Raw genomic sequence first — 19,119 nt, 5'->3', positions numbered from 1 at the left:
AGGCGTTTTTTTATTTCGCTTAATTTTCTAATTCTACAGTAAATATATTCCAACCAGAAAATGTGTTCATTTAATATGTCGCATCAGCGCATCGGAGGCGGACCTTATGTTCTCGACCAATTCTTCCATTACAACATTTTTTGCTTTTATTCCATCAAGAAACAGGATTCTTTGCTTATTTTTTTCTAGAAATATAATCAAGCACGGCTCATTTTCTATGTATAACTCACAAATCAACTCATCGTAGTCAATATCACTGCTTATACGATATTTATATTCTTGTTTCATGGCTCCAAGAATCCTCTAAATTGTCCGTCAGAATCGAACCGCGCACCGCGTCCCGATGGTGATATGACATCAAAGCCACCAAAACGGTTGCCAGGCGACATCCGACTTTGGCTATCGCCAACGATTTCATTTAGCTGGATTTGGCCGGCACTGTTCAATGCTTCTGGTCCTCCAGTAACTGCGGGATATGCCGAACCGCTTCGGGAAGCTGGATTGTGCTTGGCGATTGCGCGTCCAGCCACAGTTAGTTTACCCGAAATGTCTTTCGGATCGATGCGCGCACCGCTGATCGCTAGCGAACTAGCCGAGTGCCCATTATAAGAAAGATCTACAGGTTGCGGCTCGCCTTCATTCAAACCCGTAGTCATTCCAAAGTAAAACCCCAATCCGGATGCAAAATTGCCGCCTGCCCGAAGGCCAACTTGGACTAAAGATTTCCCTAAGCCGATTTTTTTCTGGTCCTCGATGGTCTCCGGAGGCTGATTGTGAGCCGCAGTCACATTTCGGTTCGATGCGGGGACATCTTCAGACCCACCGCCATTGGCACCATTGCCCGTAACACTTGATTTACTCCCAAATCCAAAAAACTCCTTTACTCCCTCCCAACTGATATGCCCATTCGCATCCGCCCTGTTGACCGGATCGTTTCCGGCATAGGCGTAGCGGTTGGTGCCAACGCCGGGCAGCGCCGGGTCCCAGTCGTCCGGGGAGATGAACCGCCCGAGGTCTGGGTGCATGTAGCGGGCGTTGAGATAGATGAGGCCCGTCTCGGGGTCGTCGCGCTCACTGAGGAAGCTCTTCTGCGTCTGGAAGCCCTGGTTGAGTTTTTTGCCATAGGGCTTGTAGCCGGTGGATCCGACCACCGCGCCGTTCGGCGGGCGATTGATTCACCGGATCAATCGCCCGCCCGCCTCACCATCGGTGACCACGCGCACCGAGGCGAGATGGTCGCGGTGCAGGAACTGCCTGGCGCCGCCCTCGATCTTGAGCCTTCGGCCCGGCCGGGGGCGCGCTACCCGCGGCAGCGCCCCGGCGTTCGCCGCCCTGGCTCATGCCACAGGCATTCGCCATCCGCTGTCGGCGGACCGGCGCTCACCCATGTGCGGATAGCGGGTGTAGGCGGCCGCCGGGTAATAGGCGGTGCCGTCGACCAGCGTGCCGCCCGCCGGCATGCCCGCGGTGTCGATTTCGGCATTGGCGGAGGGATAGATGGTGGAGGCGAACTGCGATGACTTGCGCGCCCTGGATCCATCCGGCCCGTATTTGAAGGTCACCGGCGAGGATTGCGGGGTGACGAGCATCCGGGCCCCAGCAACGGATCGCTCAGTGTCTAGTACGCAATCCGGCTCAGCGGCCAGAAGACGCTGTCCTCGCCGGTGGCGGCGAGGGCGCCCCTCAGCTCGTCGGAAATGACCAGATGCGTCGTCAGTTGCAGATCCCGCGCCATGTGAGAGCCCTGAAGACAATCCGGATGGTGCACGATGCCGGTCACCGAGAAGATGATCGCCATACCGCCCTTGTCGATCTTGCGCCTGACATTGGATCTTTCCGCGTCGATGCAGAGCCGCCGGTCGAACGGGATCGCATACATGAAGTCGTCGCAGACCTCGCCTCGGGCAATCAGCCGGACCGGCAGGAACTGGATCCGGTCCGCGGGTACGAACGTGCGGATGATGTCGCGCCAGACCGCATCGACCACCGGTTGGCCACTGAAAGGTGGGCAGTGCAGCGCCTTGAAGCGCTTCAGGCCGGACCGGGAGTGGAAGACCGGGCGCAGGTTGGGATCGACCGGCTCCTCGGCAAAGGGCTCATTGTTGGTCGCCGGTTGCGACGCGTCATAGTCATAGAGCGTCCCGAACTCGAGAATTTCTTCCGGATCGCGCCAGATCCACGCCAAAGAAATGCTCCTCTAATCAATCTGCAGCCCCAAGGCGCCTTTCACTGCCACTAATCCCTAATGCGTGAAGATGGGTCGTCGGTAGCCTGCAGGCACAAAGTTTTAAAACCAATGCGAAACACTGTTCGCGCATATCCAGATTGTAATTTCAAAAAGCCCAAGCGTATTTCGAAGACCGTCAGGTCGTCATTCTCAGACAGAACATCGATGCTGCCGATATCGCCGTTTCGGGGAGGCGTCGAATCCTCAAATTCGAGAAAAGCGATATCCTCGAATACGAGATAGCCATCATACAAATCCTCATCGATATAAAAATTCCAATATTTATCTCTTACGCGAGATATGCAATCGATCTTCATGAGTAATGCATTATTGTCGAAGTCAATGATGCATTGGCGTGCGGCGCGATCACCAAGATAGATGGTGCCCAGAAAAGCGGAATTTTTCATTTGATTTTCACCAATGGATATCCCAGTGAGCATCAGGTGAATTAGGGCTCACGACATTCCCCCGTATATCTATTGATGGTCCTTGGCCTCGCCTGTTGGCCTCGGGCCCAGAGCCTGGAAGATGACCGTGCCCGTGGGGCGTGGGATTGGTTGAATGGCCCGACGAATTCAAACGTTGATAATTTGAACCATTTGGATATGTCGTATGGGTATCTGTTTGCGTCGGCCCGGGTACTGTCGTGCCGCCGACCGGCTCGATCATGACGTTCCCCTTCGTATCAACAACAAAACGTCCAACTGGCGGACCGGTCAATGGATCAACCGCCCTATTAGCCTGCCTTTGCAATTCCTGCAACCTGGCCGTATACCCCCGTAGCGCCTGAAGAGAATGTGTATTGGGTGGATCGATGAACGTTTCCTTGGGATTTAATTCCCGTATGGCCGCTTTGGTTTCCGCGATCCGATAAGCGATATTCTGCTGAGCGGGTGTCAATTGACCTACGCCGCTCCGCCGGGTGCCCGGAATTTGCTGCCCAAATGTGAACGTACCGAGTGATGTCTCATCGACAGATGTCTTGGATCCTTCCCCACCGCGACCGGCCGATCCGCCGCCACCTTCCCAGCTCGTACCTCCATACCCCCCGCCGATATCGCTATCCTGGACATCCAGCGCACCATGCCCATTCGCATCCGCCTTGTTGACCGGATCATTGCCGGCATAGGCGTAGCGGTTGGTGCCGACGCCCGGCAGGGTGGGGTCCCAGTCGTCCGGCGAGATGAACCGTCCGAGATCGGGGTGCATGTAGCGGGCGTTGAGATAGATGAGGCCGTTCGGCGGGCGGTTGATTCACAGGATCAACCGCTGGTCCGCCTCACCCGGGTCGTCGCGCTCACTGAGGAAGCTCTTCTGGGTCTGGAAGCCCTGGTTGAGTTTTCGGCCATAGGGCGTGTAGCCGGTGGATTCGACCACGGCGCCGTTCGGCGGGCGATTGATTCACCGGATCAATCGCTGGCCCGCCTCACCATCGGTGACCACGCGCACCGAGGCGAGGTGATCGCGGTGCAGGAACTGCTTGGCGCCGCCCTCGATCTTGAGCCTTCGGGCCCGGCCGGGCGCCCGCTGCCTGCGGTAGCGTCCCGGCGTTCGCCGCCTTGGCTCATGCCGCCGGCATTCGCTATCCGCCTTCGGCGGACCGGCGCTCACCCATGTGCGGATCGCGGGTGTAGGCGCCCGCCGGGTAGTAGGCGGTGCCGGCGGCGAGCGTGCCACCGGCCGGCATGCCGGCCGTGTCGATCTCGGCATTGGCGGAGGGATAGATGGTGGAGGCAAACTGCGAGCTCTTGCGCGCCCTCGCCCCGTCCGGCCGGAATTGGAGGGTCACCGGCGAGGATTGTGGGGCGACGAGCACCTCCGCCAGCCGGTTGGCGTCGTCCTAGGCAAGCGTGCGGTCGGAGAGGAAATCACGGCTGGGGGACGAGGCGGCGTAATTCGCAAGCAGCTATTTGGGATCACCGTCCGCCGCCTTTTTGACTTTTCGATCATGAAAGTACTTCCAGAAACCAACGGCGACATCTCCACCTGCTACGAAACAAAGCATTAGAAACACGGGGATGGAGTTTTTAGCAATCGCAAACAAAAAGCATGTAAAGAGAAATGGGACACTCAGGGAGCCGAAATTCGTCGAATTCCGAAATTCGACTTCGGAGGCGGAATAAACCTTATCAGTATAGAGCATATCGAGATGCCTGGCTGTCATGCTGATAAGCTTACCATTCAAGGTTAGGTACCAAGTGAATACGGCTAAAATCCCAAGAAGAGACACGATGATGAATTCGGATTCGAGATAGAATCCCACGATTGAAAGCGCGAAAAGCACAAGAGGTACCAGAGGTCTAGCTGCGGTGGAAATCGATAAAGGACTATGCATTTCGTTATCTCCTGAAGCCGTCTGCGAATGCGTTTTTATAGCGCATGTGGAGATGTCCCTATGCCAGGTGGCGCCCCCGTAGGCCTAGATCCAGAATCCCTTTGACCAACGTCGCCCGCATTGCTGGATCCGGAACCCGTCTCACTTTCGCTACCTATTGCGGTCGGGCTACCCACTCCCCGTGCTCCGTGCGCAGTGCCAGTCGTAGAGCTTTTTTCTCTGGACTTTTTGTTGCGCTCATTATTGCTGCCTGAAAACAGGCTGGCGATTGCTTCCCATGCACCCCTGACAGAAAAGCTCCCATTTGCATTTAAGCCTGTCGTTAGTCCTCCTCTAAGGCTGGGAAGGCCGGTCGGTCCGACAGGAATATTCCGTCCGACGGTCGGTGAAACTGCACCCTTCACGTTTTTTGACACGCCGGCCGATACAGTGCCGGCCACCGGGCCGACGCTGAATGTTACATCGGCAGTCAAGCTGCCTGAAAATACGTCCTGATCTGGTGATGATACTGGGTTTGTCGTGCCGTACCCAGTGAGCCCAATTCCCAGTCCGGCACGCCCGCTGATCGTCGCATCAATGGATAAGTCGTACTTTGCGCCCGGATCTCGTTCGGTTGGCGCTGAGATGGTGACGCCAAGTCCAGAGCCTATGCCCGTGCCTGGCGTGACCTCTCCGTAAAAACCGAAGCTCCAGTCGCTATGCCCATTCGGATCACTCTTGTTGACCGGATCATTGCCGGTATAGGCGTAGCGGTTGGTGCCGACGCCCGGCAGTGTCGGGTCCCAGTCGTCGGGGGAGATGAATCTTCCGAGGTCGGGGTGCATGTAGCGGGCGTTGAGATAGATCAGCCCCGTCTCGGGGTCGTCGCGCTCACTGAGGAAGCTCTTCTGCGTCTGGAAGCCCTGGTTGAGTTTTCGGCCATAGGGCATGTAGCCGGTGGATTCGACAACCGCGCCGGCCGCATCCGTGACCACGCGCACCGAGGCGAGATGGTCTCGGTGCAGGAACTGCCTGGCGCCGCCCTCGATCTTGACGTCCATATGTGGATAGCGGGTATAAGCGCCCACCGGGTAGTAGGCGGTGCCGGCGGCGAGCGAGCCGCCCGCCGGCATGCCCGCGGTATCGATCTCGGCATTGGCGGAAGGATAGATGGTGGAGGCGAACTGCGACGTCTTGCGCGCCCTGGATCCATCCGACCCGTATTTGAAGGTAACCGGTGAAGCCTGCGGTGTGAGCAGCACTCCCGTCAGCCGGTTGGTATCATCCCAGGCGAGTGTGCGGTCGCCATCGCTGACCATGTTGCCGTTGGCGTCATAGGCGAAGCTCGTGGCGCCCACTGACAGCACCGCATGCGGCCGCGCCTGGTTGCCCGCCGGATAGGTGTAGGCGAGGCCGTTGCGCGTCAGACGATTGCCGCCGTCATTGTAGGTGAACACCTCGTCGAGACTGGTGCCGCCGAGATTGTCGGCGCTCAACAGCTGGTCGAGCCCGTCATAGCTGTAGACCCAGCTGTCGTCGGGCGTCAGCGCGTCGATGCGGGTGATGCGGCCGACGGCGTCGCGGGTGTAGCTTGAATCGACGAGATGGGTGGCGCCGCCGGGCGCCAACGTCTCGATGCGGGTGAGCCAGCGCCGCGTCGGCGAATAGCTGAATCGTGTCACCACGCCGTTGGCGTAGCGGATTTCGCGGGTCTGGTTGTCGGGCTCGTAGATGGTCTCGGTGACATAGCCCGGAACGGTGCGCGACAGGCCGCCCAGCGTATAGGTCCACGGCTCGGCCGCACTGCCCACCGACAGCGCATGCGGCTGATAGAGCATCGACACCGGCAGGTGCCCGTCGGAGTACTGCGTCTGAGTGGTGTGGTAGACCCCGTCGATGATGGCGGCATCGCGGGCAATCTGCCCGGAGGGGTGCCAGTCGAAGACATGCGAGACGCCGTCGGGCGTTTCTGATCGCGTCAGTTGACCGACATTGGCGTAGCCGCTGACGGCGCTGTCATAGCTGTTGCTGGCAAGAATGGTGGTCCCCGCCTGCCCCGCGGCGGTGCGGGTCAGCAGCCGGCCCATCGCATCGTAGGTCATCGTGGTGACGACCCCGCGCGCGTCGGTCTGGGTTTTCAGCCGGTTGGCGCGGTCGTAGCTGTAGCTCCACTGACCCAGATCCGGGTCGGTGACGCCGATGCGGTTGCCGGCCATGTCGTAGACATAGGTCCACACCGCGCCCAGCGGATCGCGGACATGAACCATGCGGTCGAGCATGTCATAGGCGCGGGTTTCCACCACCGCGCGGCCCTCGTTGGTCTTCTCGATGTGGATCGGCTTGCCGAAGGCCGAACTGGTGGTTTTGGTGAGGCGCAGTCCGGCTTCGTTGACGCTCACCCGCTCAAGCCCGGCATTGATGCTCGGCGCCACGCCGGTGGTGATACCCAGATTGAGGTCATAGGCCATGGTGGTGACCGCGCCATCGGCATGGGTGATCGAGGTCGGCCGGTCGGCCCAGTCATGGGTGGTGGCGACCGCGTACTGGGTCTCGCCCTGATGATAGGGCAGGGTTTCCCAGCGCAGGCGGTTGCGCCGGTCGAAGCGTCGCGAGACGATCCGCCGCTCGGCCGCGTCAGTGCTGCTGTCGCCCGCCGTTTCCGTCTGCCAGCCGCGCCCCAGCCCGTCGTAATAATTGAGCGTGTAGCTCATCGCCGCGCCGGATATCCGCTTGCGGGTGAGAATGTACTGGCTGGCCGGATCGCCCTCGTTGCCGTATTCGCTGGTCACCAGATAGCCGGTGGAGCCATTGGCATAGCTCAGCGGCCGGCAGAACCCGTCATAGGTTCTCGTGTGGACGATGGAATTGACATCGGTGCGGGAGGTCTCCACCCCGCAGACCGGATCGGTGACGATCGTCACAGCAAAGCGGGTGTCGCCGGCAAAGTATTGCGGCTGGCGCTCGGCGACGGCAAACAGATGATGCGTCGCGTCATAGTCCCACTCGGTGCGGCTGCCCTCGTCATCCTGTTCCGACGTCCGGTTGCCCCAGGCGTCATAGCTGTAATAGGTCGACTGGTGGCGCTGCGGATTGGCATATTCGTCGGCCATCACTGCATGGCGGGTCAGATCGCCAATCGTTGGCGGAGTGTCCGGCAAGGCGTTGCCGTCATACGCGAAATACTCCATCGAATTGCGCAGCAGCGGTGTCGCCGGGTCTTGCTGGACAAAGCGGTATTTGGGTTTGCCGACGATGTAGACGGAGGGGTTGTAGGCAAAGGCGACGACGGTGCGGCGCTCGTCGCCGGCGACGTCGAGCCGGCCATGTTCGTATTGGTCCGCCAGATTGCCATAAGCATCATAGGCGTAGGTCTCACGCACGCGGCTTGCCTCGACATCGAGCAGGCGGACATCGGTCTGGGTCCGCAGCGCCCTGTAGGGCCTGGATGCCAGATTGACCGAATAGGCATGGTCGACCTGCTTCATCAGCGCGCCGGCGCTGTCCCTGTAGAGCACCTTCTCGGGCAGGCCGTAGCTCGCCAGATCCTGGCGGTAGGTGGTCTCGGTCGCGGAGCCGACGACCTCGGCGCCGACCGGCGGCTTGGTCTCGGTGATGGTCCTGTAGCCCAGGAACTTGCGCGCAGCGGTGTCGAACCTGCCGCCCGCATAGGCGTAGGTTGTTCTTGCAAAGTGCCCCCTGCCGTCGGCGGCGGTGATCGCGCTCACCGTCGGAATGACGAAGGGCAGGAATTCATTCACCCACGCCGTCGAGGGCTTGTATTCAAAGCTCGCCTTGCCGCCGATCTCCGTGGTGATCGAGACCAGGAGGCCGGGTGACGTGGTGCCGGAGAGCAGGATCGTGGGCGGGTTGGGGCCGTTTGGCGCCAGATCGGCCAGGCTCGTCGTGCCTAGGATTTTGTCCGGTACGCCGTCCAGATTTAGGTCGTTCAACCAAAATGCTTCAGTTGGCTCAGGCGCAGGCGTAGTGTCCAGAGCACGTTGCGACAACGGCACGATTTGATCGACTAACCGACCGCCACCCTCCTCCAGAGTCACATATATCGCTCTCGCGGAATAGTCTGGCATCGCTCCAGGCGACGCCACTGTGACGTTTTCCCTGGGCATGAGAATTTCTGTGCGCCCATCGTTGTTCATATCGGCCAGTTTGTAGTCGACGCCAGGGGGACCCGAGTCGTTCCCGGAGTATCGGACCTTGGGAAAGTCGAAATTCATGCCGCCTGTGGCATCAGGCAATTGTTCAAAACGTACTCCTGTCCACAAATAGATCTGGTGCCGCCCATCTGGATCAACAAAATTGAGTCGGTCCGTGACGTTGTCGCCATTCAGGTCAGCATAGCCACAGGCTCTGCAATTGATCGTCGTCGATTTGTAGGACCAGGCCTGGCCGTCATATGTGTAGATTTTAGCCGAATAATCGTATTGCGAAGTCGGCCGTTGTAGTAAAATTTCGCTCGTATTCCCTGCGAAATCCAGTGCGGGTGACTCTTTGCCTAGCGGGACGTTCGTCTGAACGAAGGTATCTATTCCGTCGCCGTCATGATCCAACGCACGGCCAACCGTATTTGGAATACGGGAGCAAATGTCGCGAATGACCGGCTCGGGATGCGTAGAACAAAGAATGGAATTCCCGTATTCTCCACTGTACGGTTTTACCCTAACCAGCACGCCCTTATAGGTCGTTACGACACGCGGGTCTTCTCCCTCATGAGGGACTCCATAGGTGCTTGTGACCTGACACTGGAAAATATCCTGTGTTCCCAAACCTGGCAAAAACTTCCCTTGGATCTTTCGAGTTGAGACCGAAGCTGTTGTGCCATAGAGCGCTTTACACGCGTTGCTCGCCGAAACGGGCTCCTGGTTTGACAAATTCGAATCAGCAAGTGTGGAGCTACCAAATGTCTCCGGCGGAAATGCCACCGCTGTTCCTGAGGAAAATAGGACTTTCTTATCCGACGCCGAGAACTCATCCTTCATCGCCGAAGTGGCGATGACGTTCGGTGGCGTGGCAGTTCCGGATGGCCCGGACGAAGAAATTCTATGGTATCGGTAGGTTCCTGTAGCAACTTGGAGAGACGCATCCGAATATCTTGTGCCCACAATATATGAGCCAACATTGTATTTGTTGCAGACCCACCCTTGTTGTTGGCCGACCTGCCCCTGCCCGGCCTGCGTCTGTCCAGGACACTCCCGCAAATTGTACCAAGTAAAACTTGGATTTATTATTGCGAAACGCGCCTTATACAAAACCCACCACGCCGATTCGCCATCGGGCAGATGTTGACGTCGTACAACATAGGAATCGAAGGGTGCAGCGTCGACAATGGGTGGAGGTGGAACTGTCTGCGTCGTCCAAGCCATTGGCGCCGCACTTTCAAACTTCGTCGCCTTGTACGCACTGCCCACGGGCTCTGCCGCCAACACATTGACCCCTCGCCCATAGCGGCGGATCTCGGCCAGCAGGCTCGCTCCGGAAAATGCGTCCTGAATGTAGTGCAGCGTATAGGCGCTGCGGACCACGCCGCCGACCTCGACAGACACCGCGCGCAGCCGGTTGGTGTCGCGGCTCAGCGTCAGGCCATTGGCCATCAGAATGGTGTCGGGCCGAGCCTCCCAATGAAACAAGGTCCGGGCGTAAGGCGTTGACGCCCCCTGATTGTACAGCGCCACGGCCGACGGGTGACACGCCGGCAGGGTATCGCAGGCATAGGAGTAGACGATACGATTGCCATGGGTGTCGACGACTTCCGCCACCAGCCAGCGGAAATCGCGCGACAGCGTCAGCAGATCCCCGGTCAGACCGCCCTGCCCCGACAGAGTGCCGACGGACCTGAGGATGGTCCGCGTGCCGTCCTTGTCGGTGATCGTCCAGCTGTTGGCGCCGGCGTCGAAGGCGATGCGGCGATAACTCTCGATTTCCGTCGTGTGGGTGCCGCCGACGGACGCATCGCAGGACGGGCTGACCATGCCGCTGGCGCAGGCAACCAGTTCGACGCCATTGAGCACGAAGACGTCCTGCGCATTGAAGGCGGCAACGCCGCGGCGCGGCCGCTCGCGCTCGATAACATCGAATCCGGCGATGCCCCAGCCATAACCCGACCAGCCCTGGTAGTTGGCCGACCGCTTGGTCTTGCGGGTGGAATCATAGGTGAGCGCGATGCCCGGCCCCAGGCCGCGAAACTCCGGCGAATCGATTGGGTAGCTGTAGCCGAGGCTGCCATTGCCGCTGGTCTCGGGCAGGGACGCCGGCGCGATGGCAGGCTCCGGATAGCCCGTATCGTTCGTTGTGGCCGATGCTGTTGCGGCCGCGGTAACCGCAGCTTCCGGCGATGCCAGCGTTTTGGCGCCGGTATCGTCTTTCGCCACGGGAGCCTCTGGCGCCATCTCCCCGCCGCCGCTGTCCGGGTTCTCTGATTCGTCAGCCCTGCTCGTGTCCGAGTTCGGAGATGCGGATGAATTGTCTGTCTCGGTGGCAATCGCGGGCGGACTGGCGCTTGACCCATTCCCCAGTCCACCCCCAGCGTTTCCCAGACCATCGGCGAGCGCGGGTCCGACGAGAAGCAACGCCGCGACCGTTACCGCGCTAAAAAGCTGTTTTAAAGTGATCATTACTTTCCCCAAAGCAATACACCCTCGCTCAACTTTGAATTACGACAAAAAACAACTCAACAGAAAATTGCATTTATCCACAATTTCACCCAGACCTACGGATCTCTATTGATCAAGACACCCGTCAACCGAAACAGGACCGTCATGCGCGGTATCTGGCGAACCAGGGCTCCGCTCCAAGTCGTGGAGAGAAACCTACCGCAGTCCCGTCGTCACGACATGGGCCGCCGAGACGATGCGGCCGTTGCGCCTGAGCGACAGCCTGATATCGACCGCGCGCGGCAGTTCCGGTCTCCCCTGCCAATCGCCGCTCCAGCCATCGACGGAGAGATAGCGCAGCGACAGCGCCTCCACGTCGTCGGCGAGCACGATCTCCGGCTCGGTGGCAGCAATCATCGGCATGCGGCGCAGCCGGCGGATCTCGACCAGCCGGGGCCGGTCGCCCGGGCGCAGCGCAATCAGGACTTCGCGCAGACCCGAGTTTGCCGAACCGGTGCGCACCACGGCGGAGAACCGCAGGCCCGCCGCCCCGCCCGCCATGGGGCTTTTCTGCGCGGCATCGGCGCCCATGAGCGGCAACGCCCGGGCCGCGGCGATCTCGTCGCCCAGATGTCGGACAATGGCGGCCGCCTCCTGCCGCGCGGCGAGATCCGCCTGCCGCGCGGCAAGACCGCGAAACTGGCCGGCCACGAGCAGCATCAGCGCCGCCATCACCGACAGCAGCGCCAGCGTCACCAGCACCTCCACCAGCGTGAACCCGGCCTCGCCTGCGTCGGCGCCGGCCATGGCGGGACGCGGTCTCAATTCCCGCCGATCGCCATCGCGGTGACGGCCAGTCGAGAGAAAGCCGGCGCCGAGTCGGCCGGTGCGAACACCTCCACCCGGCGCAGCGTCACAAGTCCCCTGTGGATGCCTCCCGTCTTGACGACGCGGCTCTCCGTCGTCGTTCTCGCCTCGAACGCGCCCGCCGGATCCCGGGGCTGCGCGGCTCCCGCCGTGGCTGCGGCCCGGCTTGCGAATTCGTGCAGCGCCTCGGCCGCAACCGCGGCATTCAGCTGCCTGGCCGCAATGCTCAGCCCCTGCAGCGCCACGCTCAGTGCACCCGCAAGAATGGTGAAGGCGATCAAGGTCTCCAGCAAGGTGAATCCGTCTTCGCCGCGCCCTGCCGCCGCCCCGTGCATCATTTCGCCTCCCCATAGCTGACCGCGCCCGTCAGCCAGTGGATGCGCACCCGGTACGCCGGCTGCCCCTGGCGCTGAAACCGGATCTCGCCACCCGTCGCACTTCCATCCGGCAGAAAGACAATCTCGCCCACACCCGGACTCGCCACCAGTCCGCGCCCGGTGGCCAGCCGCGCACCCGCGCTGTCGGCGGAGAACCGCACCACGTCCTGCTTCTTTCCCGCATCGAGGGAGATGACGCCCGCTTCAAGATCGACCCGGAGACGCACCGGCAGACCGCGCGTGACAGCAGCCTGCGAAGCGCGATGGGCCAGCAGCGCGGTGGATTGCGCAAGCGCCCGGCTGGTCGGTTCCCGGTCGCGGTTGACGCCATAGGCGACCACGCCGAGCGAGGCCATGGCGATGACCGCAAGCACCACCATCATCTCGATCAGGGTGAACCCGGCCTCATCTCCCCAATGTGGCTCCGAACGGGCGCGCATCACTGGATCGCCAGTTCATTGACGGACAAAAGCGCGGTCATCACCGAGGTGACCAGCAGACCGATCATCAGGCCGAGGGCGATGATGATGGCGGGCGCCAGGACAGCGAGAGACCTGTCGATCACCTGGCGCGATCTGGTCATCAGAATCACGCTGCTGCGGTCGAGCGCCATCGGCAGCCGGTTGACCTCATCGCCCATGAAGATCAGCGACAGGGTCCCCTCGCCAAACAGCTGCGTCCGTCTCAAGGCATCCGTCACATTGGCTCCGTGGGTCACCTCGTCGCGCACGCCGGCGAGGCGCCGGCGGATCGATCCGCGGCCGCAGCAGCTTGCCGACAGCTCCAGCGCCACGCTGATCTGGGCGCCGTTCTGCAGCAACAGCGCAAGGCTCTGCAGATAGCGCGCCATGGCAAGATCCCGCTGGATCCGGCCGACCCCCGGCAAGACCGCCCACAGGGCGGAAAAGCCGGCGGACAGTGCGGCGCGGGTCTCCGCGAAGCAGGCGGCAATGGCCAGAAGCGCCGCGATTCCGGCGAGATAGATGCCGTAGTCCGTCATGAACCCACGCAGGCGAGTGAGGATCCACACCACCGGTGGCGGGTCCACCCCGGCGCTCTCGAAGATCGGCTCAAGCGCCGGCACGAGATAGACCGAAATCAGGACAACAGCCACGATTGCCAGGGCGACCAGGAAAGCCGGATAGGCCAATGCCTCCAGGAGCGCCCGGCGTGCCCGGGCCTGGCGTTCGAAGTCGGCCGCCAGGGCGCCGAAGACCTCGGCCAGCCGCCCCACGCGTTCCGCGCTGGCGGCCAGTGCCGTCGCCTCCGGCGGGAAAGACCGCGTTTTTTCCATGGCCCCGGCCACCGTGTCGCCGGTCGCCAGGCTGGCCGCGATCCCGGCGGCAAGGGACTTGAGCCGCCAGTTCTCCTGGCTCGCCGCCATCGTCTTCAGCGCCTGATCGACGGTCAGTCCCGCGGTCATCAGCATGGCGAGGTCGGCGAAGAAGGCGGCCAGTTGCACCGGTCGCAGCACGGCATCTGCGCCGGCCGCGGCAACCGCGGCGCCAGCCTCCACGATGCTGACGGCGGTCTTGCCGTTGCGGCGCAGGCTCGCAAGCACCTCGGCGGGGCCGTCCGCCTCGATGCGGCCTTGCTCATAACTGCCGTCGACCCGCAACGCCTTGTAGGCATACAGCATCATACCGTCCCGTCGAGCTGGATGACCCGCGCGATCTCCTGGCGTGTGGTGACGCCAATAGACAGGAGCGATTGCGCATGGGTCTGCATCGGAACCATGCCCTCATCCAGGGCCATGGCTGTGATTGCGTCCTCGAGCGCGCCGCGCGCCACACTGGACGAGATGCGGTTGCTGAAGCGGGCAATTTCGTAGGTGACCGTGCGACCCTTGAGGCCGGTGCCGCCGCACTGGCCGCACCTTCCCGGTTCCGTATTCCGGCAGGCCCGGCAGACCCTTCGAACCAGCCGCTGCCCGATTGCGGCTTTCACCGTGGCGCCGATCAGATAATCGTCAATGCCCATGTCGCGCAGCCTGGTGACGGCGCCGACCGCGGAGTTGGTGTGCAGCGTCGAAAGCACCAGGTGGCCGGTCAGCGCCGCCTGCATTGCAATCTCCGCGGTTTCGCGATCCCGGATTTCACCGACCAGGATGATGTCCGGGTCCTGACGCAGCACCGAGCGCAGGGCGCGCGCGAAGGTCAGGTCGATGCCGGGATCGACCTGCAGCTGGGTCACCCCTTCCATGCGGTACTCGACCGGATCTTCGACCGTGAAGATCTTCACCCCGATGGAATTGATCATCCGCAGCAGCGCATAAAGCGTCGTGGTCTTGCCGCTGCCGGTCGGGCCGGTGACAAGCACAATGCCGTTGGCGACATGGGCCAACTGCGCCAGCGACGCCCGGGCATCGTCGGCAAATCCGAGGCTCGCCAGATCGAGTGCCACCTGGGTGCGGTCGAGCACCCGCAGCACCAGGGTCTCGCCGTTGACGCTGGGCAGCACCGAGACGCGGAAATCCACTTCGGTGCCGCGGATGACTGCGCGCATGCGACCGTCCTGGGGCAGCCGCCGCTCGGAAATGTTGAGCCGCGACAGGATCTTGATCCGCGTGGCAACGCCCGAGAGCATGTCGATGGGAACAGATTCCCAGGTCTGCAGCAGCCCGTCGATCCTCAGCCGGATCTGCACATGCCGGTCCATCGGCTCGATATGGATATCCGTGGCCTGCAGATCGACGGCGCGTTGCAGGACCCGGGCGATCAGCCGCACGACCGGCGCCTCCTGGGCCACGTCACGCAACCGCTCGAGGTCGAAGGCATCGAGTTCGATGCCACCGGGCGGCAATGGGTCGGCGATGGCCGCCTCCCCGGCACCGAAGCCGGCGAGCGCGGCCAGGATGACCGGCCGGGTGGAGACCAGCAGCCGCAGGGGCCGCTCAAGACGGTAGGACAGCAGCTTCAGTCCGTCATCGGAGAACGGTGTGCTCACGCACACCGGAACCTCACCGTGATCCCCACCGCTGATCGGCAGGATGCAGTTGCTCTCGAAGAAAGGCCTGCCAAGCCGTTCGAGCAGATCGCGATCGATGCGCGGCCCGGGATCGGCTAAGAATTCAGTGCCGAGAAATCTCGCCAGCGCTTGTCCCAGCCCTTCCTCGGTCATGATGCCGAGTTCCGTCATCACGACATCGACCGGGTGGCCGGATTCGCTGACGGCGGCGCCGAGCCGGCGCGCCTTTTCCGGGGTTGTTTCCCCGGCGGCAATGGCGTGGGCCAGAAATTCGTCCAGCGTGGGGAGCGGCGATGGCCCGGTCATGGCAGGAACTCCGCGAGCAATTGTTGCGTCGCCGGTTCAAAATAGCCGGCGCAAAGCGGATCGCCCGATCCCTGAGGTCGGAGAATGGCGGTGTCGGGGCTGGCTTCAAAGGACATCGGCTCGAGCAGGTGCAGGGGGGCTGTTTCGCCCGCACCCGATTGGGCAAAGACGGTGCGCCCGCGGTGGGTGACGGCATCGCCGCGATAGAGCTCCGCTTCCAGCGTGACCGCCGGCGCCCGTCCGCCGCTTTCGATCAGAAAGGCGTGGGCATCGCCCGCTCCCCGGCGCAGCATCGCCTCCAGCACGGGCGTCAGGCGCAGCCTGTCGACGGTGCCGGCCCCCGACAGCACGGTGAAGACCTCTTCAAGCCGACGGTTGGCGGTCGCCGCCAGCGGCTGGAAATCGGACAGTTCCGCCACCGCCTCGAAGGGTCCGCGCTTGAGCCCGCCCGCCACCGCGACGGACTCTGCCAGCATGGCGTGCCCGGAGCCGGTGTCGGCGGTCCTGAACGCCACCACGGCGGCGGCGACACCATCCGCCGCGTCCGGATCAAGACCAAGGGCGCGAAATCCGAAGGCCAGCAGTTCGGGCGGAGCGGCATTCAGATCGATCAGGCCGGCATGGTTGACATAGCGCAGGATCACCCTGCTGTCCGGGCCTAGCCGTATCTCGCAGACCAGCGTCGGGTCCGGCCATCGAAGGCCGTTGGCCTCACCCAGCGTGAACACCAGCGCGCCGGTCTGCAGGATGCTGCTCAACGCCGCCGTCGACGCGGACGCTGCGAGCGTATTGCGCACGACCAGTTGATAGGTTCTCGCCGCGATCGTGAACGGTGTCAGCACGGCCGCCAGCACAATGAGAAAGAACAGCACAGCCACCAGCGCAAAGCCCCGGTCGTCCGTGATCGGCCTCCGGCGCTTCAATTGATCCCTCCGCCAAGTCCCGTATCCGGATAGAGATCGGCGCTCGCCTCCTGCCCGTCACGCGTGAATGTCAGATGCACGGATCCGATGTCCTTCAGGATCCAGCCGCCGACACTGTCCTCCTGCCGGTACCAGACGGCCTGGCTCTCTCCCTGCAGCTGCAGCAGAGCCTGGGCCTGGCCGGGCATCCGCTGGATCCCGAGGACACGTATTTCCGGAAACTGGGTGATGACGGGCGCAACCGCCATGGCCGGAGCCTGCTCCGGGATCCCGGCAGGGGCAGCCGCCTCGACGGCCGGCGGCTCATAGGGTCTGCGGCTGGGCTCGAACAGGGGGCGGGCATAGGTCTGCAGCAATGTGCTGTCGAACCGGGCCGCCTCGATCGGAGTTTCGGGCAAGGCGGCAAGGAGGTTTCCGGACCGACCGGCCGGCAGCGATGTGAGGTCGGTCGGCCGGGTCCAGACAGTCCAGTTTATCCAGGCGGCGAGGCCCAGAAGCAGGGCGAGGATCGAGAGCGCCCGCATCACTGCCCCGCCACGGGTTCGGCGACCACTGCGTCCGGCGCGGATCTGTCTTCGGCCCGGGCCAGGAACAGGCCATAGATCTTGAACTGCAGCGTCAGCTCGGTCTCGGGGGCCGCCATGCCGTCGTCGGCGCGCGACGCATGGATGGCACGAACGGCCACATCCTGCAGAAACAGTTGCGGCGACGAGGTCTCCAGATCCATCACGGTGGCGTGGAGTTCATGCATCGGCCCCTGCAGGCTGACCGCCAGGCCGAGATAGATCAGGCCACCGATGTCGAGATCGCGCGCATTCGCCACCGAAACGACCTCAACCCGATGACCTTGCGCCAGCGCGGAGAACCGGCTCTGCAGGGCGGCACGCGCCAGCGCGGCATTCTCTCCCTGGAGCATCTGGCCGGCGAGGCCGGACTGTTGGCCCTCTTCCGCCGAAGCGGTCTGCAGAAAGGGGCGTTGCGCGACAATGGCTTCGAGGACGCCGGCCTGCTTGCGAAGGGTCTGGATGGAATCCCGCTGCGACTGCAGATGTCCCGCACCGGCCGAGATCAATCCGACTGAGACGAGCGCGCCCAGCAGCAGCATGGCGACGGCAACGAGCTGCTGCGTCAGTTTCGGCAGGTTCAGCAAGGCTGAGAATGCCGCGTCGATCATCTCGCCACTCTCAGCATCATGGAAAAATGTTCGCGGTCTCGGCCAGGCACGTTCACCACCGGCGCGGTGAACTCGACATTCTCGAACATCGGCGCGGCTTCGAGCGCCGGCAGCAATTCGGCCGCCGAATCCGCGAATCCGGTGAGCCGAACATCGGACTGGCTGACCTCCAGATCCGTCAGATAGGCGGAATCGGGAATGACCTGGGTCAGTTGCTCCCAGACCGAGACTATGGCGGGATTGGAATTGCGGAACACATGGATCGCGGTCAACCGGTCGACCGCCTGCTTCCGCTGCGCCAGCAGCGCGCGGACCGCCGCGGCCTCGACTCCCAGCGCGTCGACCCTTGCCTCGAGCGCTCCCAATGCTGTGGCGTTGCGCACGTGCAGGTGCACGAATGTCGCCAGGCATGCGGCGATCACCAGTCCCGTGCCCAGCAGCTGGAACGGGCCGGAAAAGGCCGTTCTCCGCCCTCTGCCGATGGCTTGGGGGCGGACCGCCCAGAACCCGGATTCGCGCTGCAAGCGGATTTCACCGACCCGCAGGCCTGCCTCATCCAGTGCCTTCAGGATCGGCGCCAGAACCGATCTGCGCAGGATCTGGTAGGTCACGCCGCTTGCCCGAAAGCCGCGAGCCTGCCCCCGCAGGACGTGGATGTCTTCGACATTGAACGGAATCGATCCGGCCACGTCGAGCAGGATCATGTCGCGGCTGTGAGTCTCGCGCAATGGCACACGCGTGAGGTTGCGCTCGACGTAGCGGTTTTCGCCGATGCTGACCGGCAGCGGTTTGCGGCCGGCCGCTCTCGCGGCGTCTCTGGCGAATTCAGCGAGCCTGCCGTCCGCGCAGCGCGCGAGGATCGCCCCGTTGCCCGCAACAAGCGTTACTCCCGCGTCGTCGATGGCGATGTGGCTGCCGGGCTTTGTCACGTTGAACCGGCCGGGCCGGCACGAAGCCAGGGTTGTCGCCCACCAGTTCCACATATCGATGAGGACACTTTTCATCCCAAAGCCCGATTCCGATTCATGGAGCGGCCACGACATCAACGCCAGGCGTGCAAAAGCGACTCTCGAAAGGTCGATTTTCTGCGCTCGACTCAACCAATGCAATCGACGTTGCTTCTATGTACCTATACTTCGGAATTTCAATCAACACTGTTCGCTGGACCACTTGCGTTACGCGCGATCGGCCTGTTCCCCATGCCGGACCTGCCGGCGCGCCTGTGCAGCAGAGAGCCGGATTTCGGCGCGACACGGCCGGGTCACAGCGAAGCGTTCAGTTCGCATTCTCGTGCGCTCATGATCGGAGACCCGTGGGCGAACGGATGACAGAACTGCGTTGAAGCCTGCTCCAGATGAT

Annotated in this window: 19 protein-coding genes; all 19 read right to left on the bottom strand. The window is 62.3% G+C overall.

Annotated elements, in window-relative coordinates:
* Positions 1-66: 66 nt before the first annotated feature.
* The gene (locus DFR52_RS24185) at positions 67-288 is read right to left on the bottom strand and encodes a hypothetical protein (RefSeq protein WP_146215554.1); all 222 of its coding nucleotides are present in this window, start codon (positions 286-288) and stop codon (positions 67-69) included.
* Positions 285-1,151: an RHS repeat-associated core domain-containing protein gene (locus DFR52_RS07395; protein ID WP_170132234.1), complete on the bottom strand. Its 867-nt coding sequence runs from the start codon at positions 1,149-1,151 to the stop codon at positions 285-287. Before DFR52_RS07395 ends, DFR52_RS24185 begins: the two co-directional genes overlap by 4 nt.
* 186 nt (positions 1,152-1,337) lie before the next feature.
* Entirely contained in the window at positions 1,338-1,589 is a 252-nt protein-coding gene (locus DFR52_RS24585; protein ID WP_170132233.1) for a hypothetical protein, read from the bottom strand.
* Positions 1,590-1,618: 29 nt separating this feature from the next.
* Positions 1,619-2,185: a hypothetical protein gene (locus DFR52_RS07390; RefSeq protein ID WP_110031324.1), complete on the bottom strand. Its 567-nt coding sequence runs from the start codon at positions 2,183-2,185 to the stop codon at positions 1,619-1,621.
* A 50-nt stretch (positions 2,186-2,235) separates the two neighbouring features.
* Positions 2,236-2,634 (bottom strand): DUF6258 family protein, encoded by a 399-nt coding sequence (locus DFR52_RS07385; RefSeq protein ID WP_110031323.1) that lies wholly within the window; start codon positions 2,632-2,634, stop codon positions 2,236-2,238.
* A gap of 7 nt (positions 2,635-2,641) precedes the next feature.
* Positions 2,642-3,457 carry an RHS repeat-associated core domain-containing protein gene (locus DFR52_RS24580; RefSeq protein WP_280954191.1) on the bottom strand — a complete coding sequence of 272 codons (816 nt, stop codon included), beginning with the start codon at positions 3,455-3,457 and terminating at the stop codon, positions 2,642-2,644.
* A 24-nt stretch (positions 3,458-3,481) separates the two neighbouring features.
* The gene (locus tag DFR52_RS24970; protein ID WP_280954182.1) at positions 3,482-3,604 is read right to left on the bottom strand and encodes a hypothetical protein; all 123 of its coding nucleotides are present in this window, start codon (positions 3,602-3,604) and stop codon (positions 3,482-3,484) included.
* Between the two features lie 205 nt (positions 3,605-3,809).
* On the bottom strand, positions 3,810-4,016 hold the full coding sequence (locus DFR52_RS24575; protein WP_170132231.1) for a hypothetical protein: 207 nt from the start codon (positions 4,014-4,016) through the stop codon (positions 3,810-3,812).
* A gap of 117 nt (positions 4,017-4,133) precedes the next feature.
* Positions 4,134-4,562 carry a hypothetical protein gene (locus DFR52_RS07375; protein ID WP_110031322.1) on the bottom strand — a complete coding sequence of 143 codons (429 nt, stop codon included), beginning with the start codon at positions 4,560-4,562 and terminating at the stop codon, positions 4,134-4,136.
* A gap of 35 nt (positions 4,563-4,597) precedes the next feature.
* Positions 4,598-11,167 carry an RHS repeat-associated core domain-containing protein gene (locus tag DFR52_RS07370; protein WP_110031321.1) on the bottom strand — a complete coding sequence of 2,190 codons (6,570 nt, stop codon included), beginning with the start codon at positions 11,165-11,167 and terminating at the stop codon, positions 4,598-4,600.
* 195 nt (positions 11,168-11,362) lie between these two features.
* Positions 11,363-11,953, bottom strand: a complete 591-nt coding sequence (locus tag DFR52_RS24445) for a type II secretion system protein GspJ (RefSeq protein ID WP_158284889.1) — start codon at positions 11,951-11,953, stop codon at positions 11,363-11,365.
* Positions 11,954-11,967: 14 nt separating this feature from the next.
* Positions 11,968-12,351 carry a type II secretion system protein gene (locus DFR52_RS24440; RefSeq protein ID WP_110031319.1) on the bottom strand — a complete coding sequence of 128 codons (384 nt, stop codon included), beginning with the start codon at positions 12,349-12,351 and terminating at the stop codon, positions 11,968-11,970.
* On the bottom strand, positions 12,348-12,830 hold the full coding sequence (locus DFR52_RS07355) for a GspH/FimT family pseudopilin (RefSeq protein ID WP_110032000.1): 483 nt from the start codon (positions 12,828-12,830) through the stop codon (positions 12,348-12,350). The genes DFR52_RS24440 and DFR52_RS07355 overlap by 4 nt, the downstream gene beginning before the upstream one ends.
* Positions 12,830-14,029, bottom strand: coding sequence for a type II secretion system F family protein (locus DFR52_RS07350; RefSeq protein WP_158284887.1), 1,200 nt, complete (start codon positions 14,027-14,029; stop codon positions 12,830-12,832). Before DFR52_RS07350 ends, DFR52_RS07355 begins: the two co-directional genes overlap by 1 nt.
* Positions 14,029-15,663 (bottom strand): GspE/PulE family protein, encoded by a 1,635-nt coding sequence (locus tag DFR52_RS07345; protein ID WP_110031317.1) that lies wholly within the window; start codon positions 15,661-15,663, stop codon positions 14,029-14,031. The genes DFR52_RS07350 and DFR52_RS07345 overlap by 1 nt, the downstream gene beginning before the upstream one ends.
* The gene (locus DFR52_RS07340) at positions 15,660-16,586 is read right to left on the bottom strand and encodes a hypothetical protein (protein WP_110031316.1); all 927 of its coding nucleotides are present in this window, start codon (positions 16,584-16,586) and stop codon (positions 15,660-15,662) included. Before DFR52_RS07340 ends, DFR52_RS07345 begins: the two co-directional genes overlap by 4 nt.
* The gene (locus DFR52_RS07335; RefSeq protein WP_110031315.1) at positions 16,583-17,110 is read right to left on the bottom strand and encodes a hypothetical protein; all 528 of its coding nucleotides are present in this window, start codon (positions 17,108-17,110) and stop codon (positions 16,583-16,585) included. Before DFR52_RS07335 ends, DFR52_RS07340 begins: the two co-directional genes overlap by 4 nt.
* Positions 17,110-17,760: a type II secretion system protein GspM gene (gene gspM, locus DFR52_RS07330; RefSeq protein WP_110031314.1), complete on the bottom strand. Its 651-nt coding sequence runs from the start codon at positions 17,758-17,760 to the stop codon at positions 17,110-17,112. The genes DFR52_RS07335 and gspM overlap by 1 nt, the downstream gene beginning before the upstream one ends.
* Entirely contained in the window at positions 17,757-18,764 is a 1,008-nt protein-coding gene (locus DFR52_RS07325; protein WP_158284886.1) for a PilN domain-containing protein, read from the bottom strand. The genes gspM and DFR52_RS07325 overlap by 4 nt, the downstream gene beginning before the upstream one ends.
* Positions 18,765-19,119: the final 355 nt, after the last annotated feature.

The organism is Hoeflea marina, from assembly GCF_003182275.1.
Lineage (GTDB): Bacteria > Pseudomonadota > Alphaproteobacteria > Rhizobiales > Rhizobiaceae > Hoeflea > Hoeflea marina.
The sequence above is the reverse complement of the archived record's forward strand: the minus strand, read 5'-3'. Positions and strand labels throughout refer to the sequence as shown.

What these genes read in the sequence shown, in the direction of transcription:
- DFR52_RS24185 (WP_146215554.1), bottom strand. Translation starts at nt 288, where the DNA reads ATGAAACAAGAATATAAATATCGTATAAGCAGTGATATTGACTACGAT.
- DFR52_RS24585 (WP_170132233.1), bottom strand. Translation starts at nt 1,589, where the DNA reads ATGCTCGTCACCCCGCAATCCTCGCCGGTGACCTTCAAATACGGGCCG.
- DFR52_RS07385 (WP_110031323.1), bottom strand. Translation starts at nt 2,634, where the DNA reads ATGAAAAATTCCGCTTTTCTGGGCACCATCTATCTTGGTGATCGCGCC.
- DFR52_RS07375 (WP_110031322.1), bottom strand. Translation starts at nt 4,562, where the DNA reads ATGCATAGTCCTTTATCGATTTCCACCGCAGCTAGACCTCTGGTACCT.
- DFR52_RS07370 (WP_110031321.1), bottom strand. Translation starts at nt 11,167, where the DNA reads ATGATCACTTTAAAACAGCTTTTTAGCGCGGTAACGGTCGCGGCGTTG.
- DFR52_RS24445 (WP_158284889.1), bottom strand. Translation starts at nt 11,953, where the DNA reads ATGGCCGGCGCCGACGCAGGCGAGGCCGGGTTCACGCTGGTGGAGGTG.
- DFR52_RS24440 (WP_110031319.1), bottom strand. Translation starts at nt 12,351, where the DNA reads ATGATGCACGGGGCGGCGGCAGGGCGCGGCGAAGACGGATTCACCTTG.
- DFR52_RS07355 (WP_110032000.1), bottom strand. Translation starts at nt 12,830, where the DNA reads ATGCGCGCCCGTTCGGAGCCACATTGGGGAGATGAGGCCGGGTTCACC.
- DFR52_RS07350 (WP_158284887.1), bottom strand. Translation starts at nt 14,029, where the DNA reads ATGCTGTATGCCTACAAGGCGTTGCGGGTCGACGGCAGTTATGAGCAA.
- DFR52_RS07345 (WP_110031317.1), bottom strand. Translation starts at nt 15,663, where the DNA reads ATGACCGGGCCATCGCCGCTCCCCACGCTGGACGAATTTCTGGCCCAC.
- DFR52_RS07335 (WP_110031315.1), bottom strand. Translation starts at nt 17,110, where the DNA reads ATGCGGGCGCTCTCGATCCTCGCCCTGCTTCTGGGCCTCGCCGCCTGG.
- gspM (WP_110031314.1), bottom strand. Translation starts at nt 17,760, where the DNA reads ATGATCGACGCGGCATTCTCAGCCTTGCTGAACCTGCCGAAACTGACG.
- DFR52_RS07325 (WP_158284886.1), bottom strand. Translation starts at nt 18,764, where the DNA reads ATGAAAAGTGTCCTCATCGATATGTGGAACTGGTGGGCGACAACCCTG.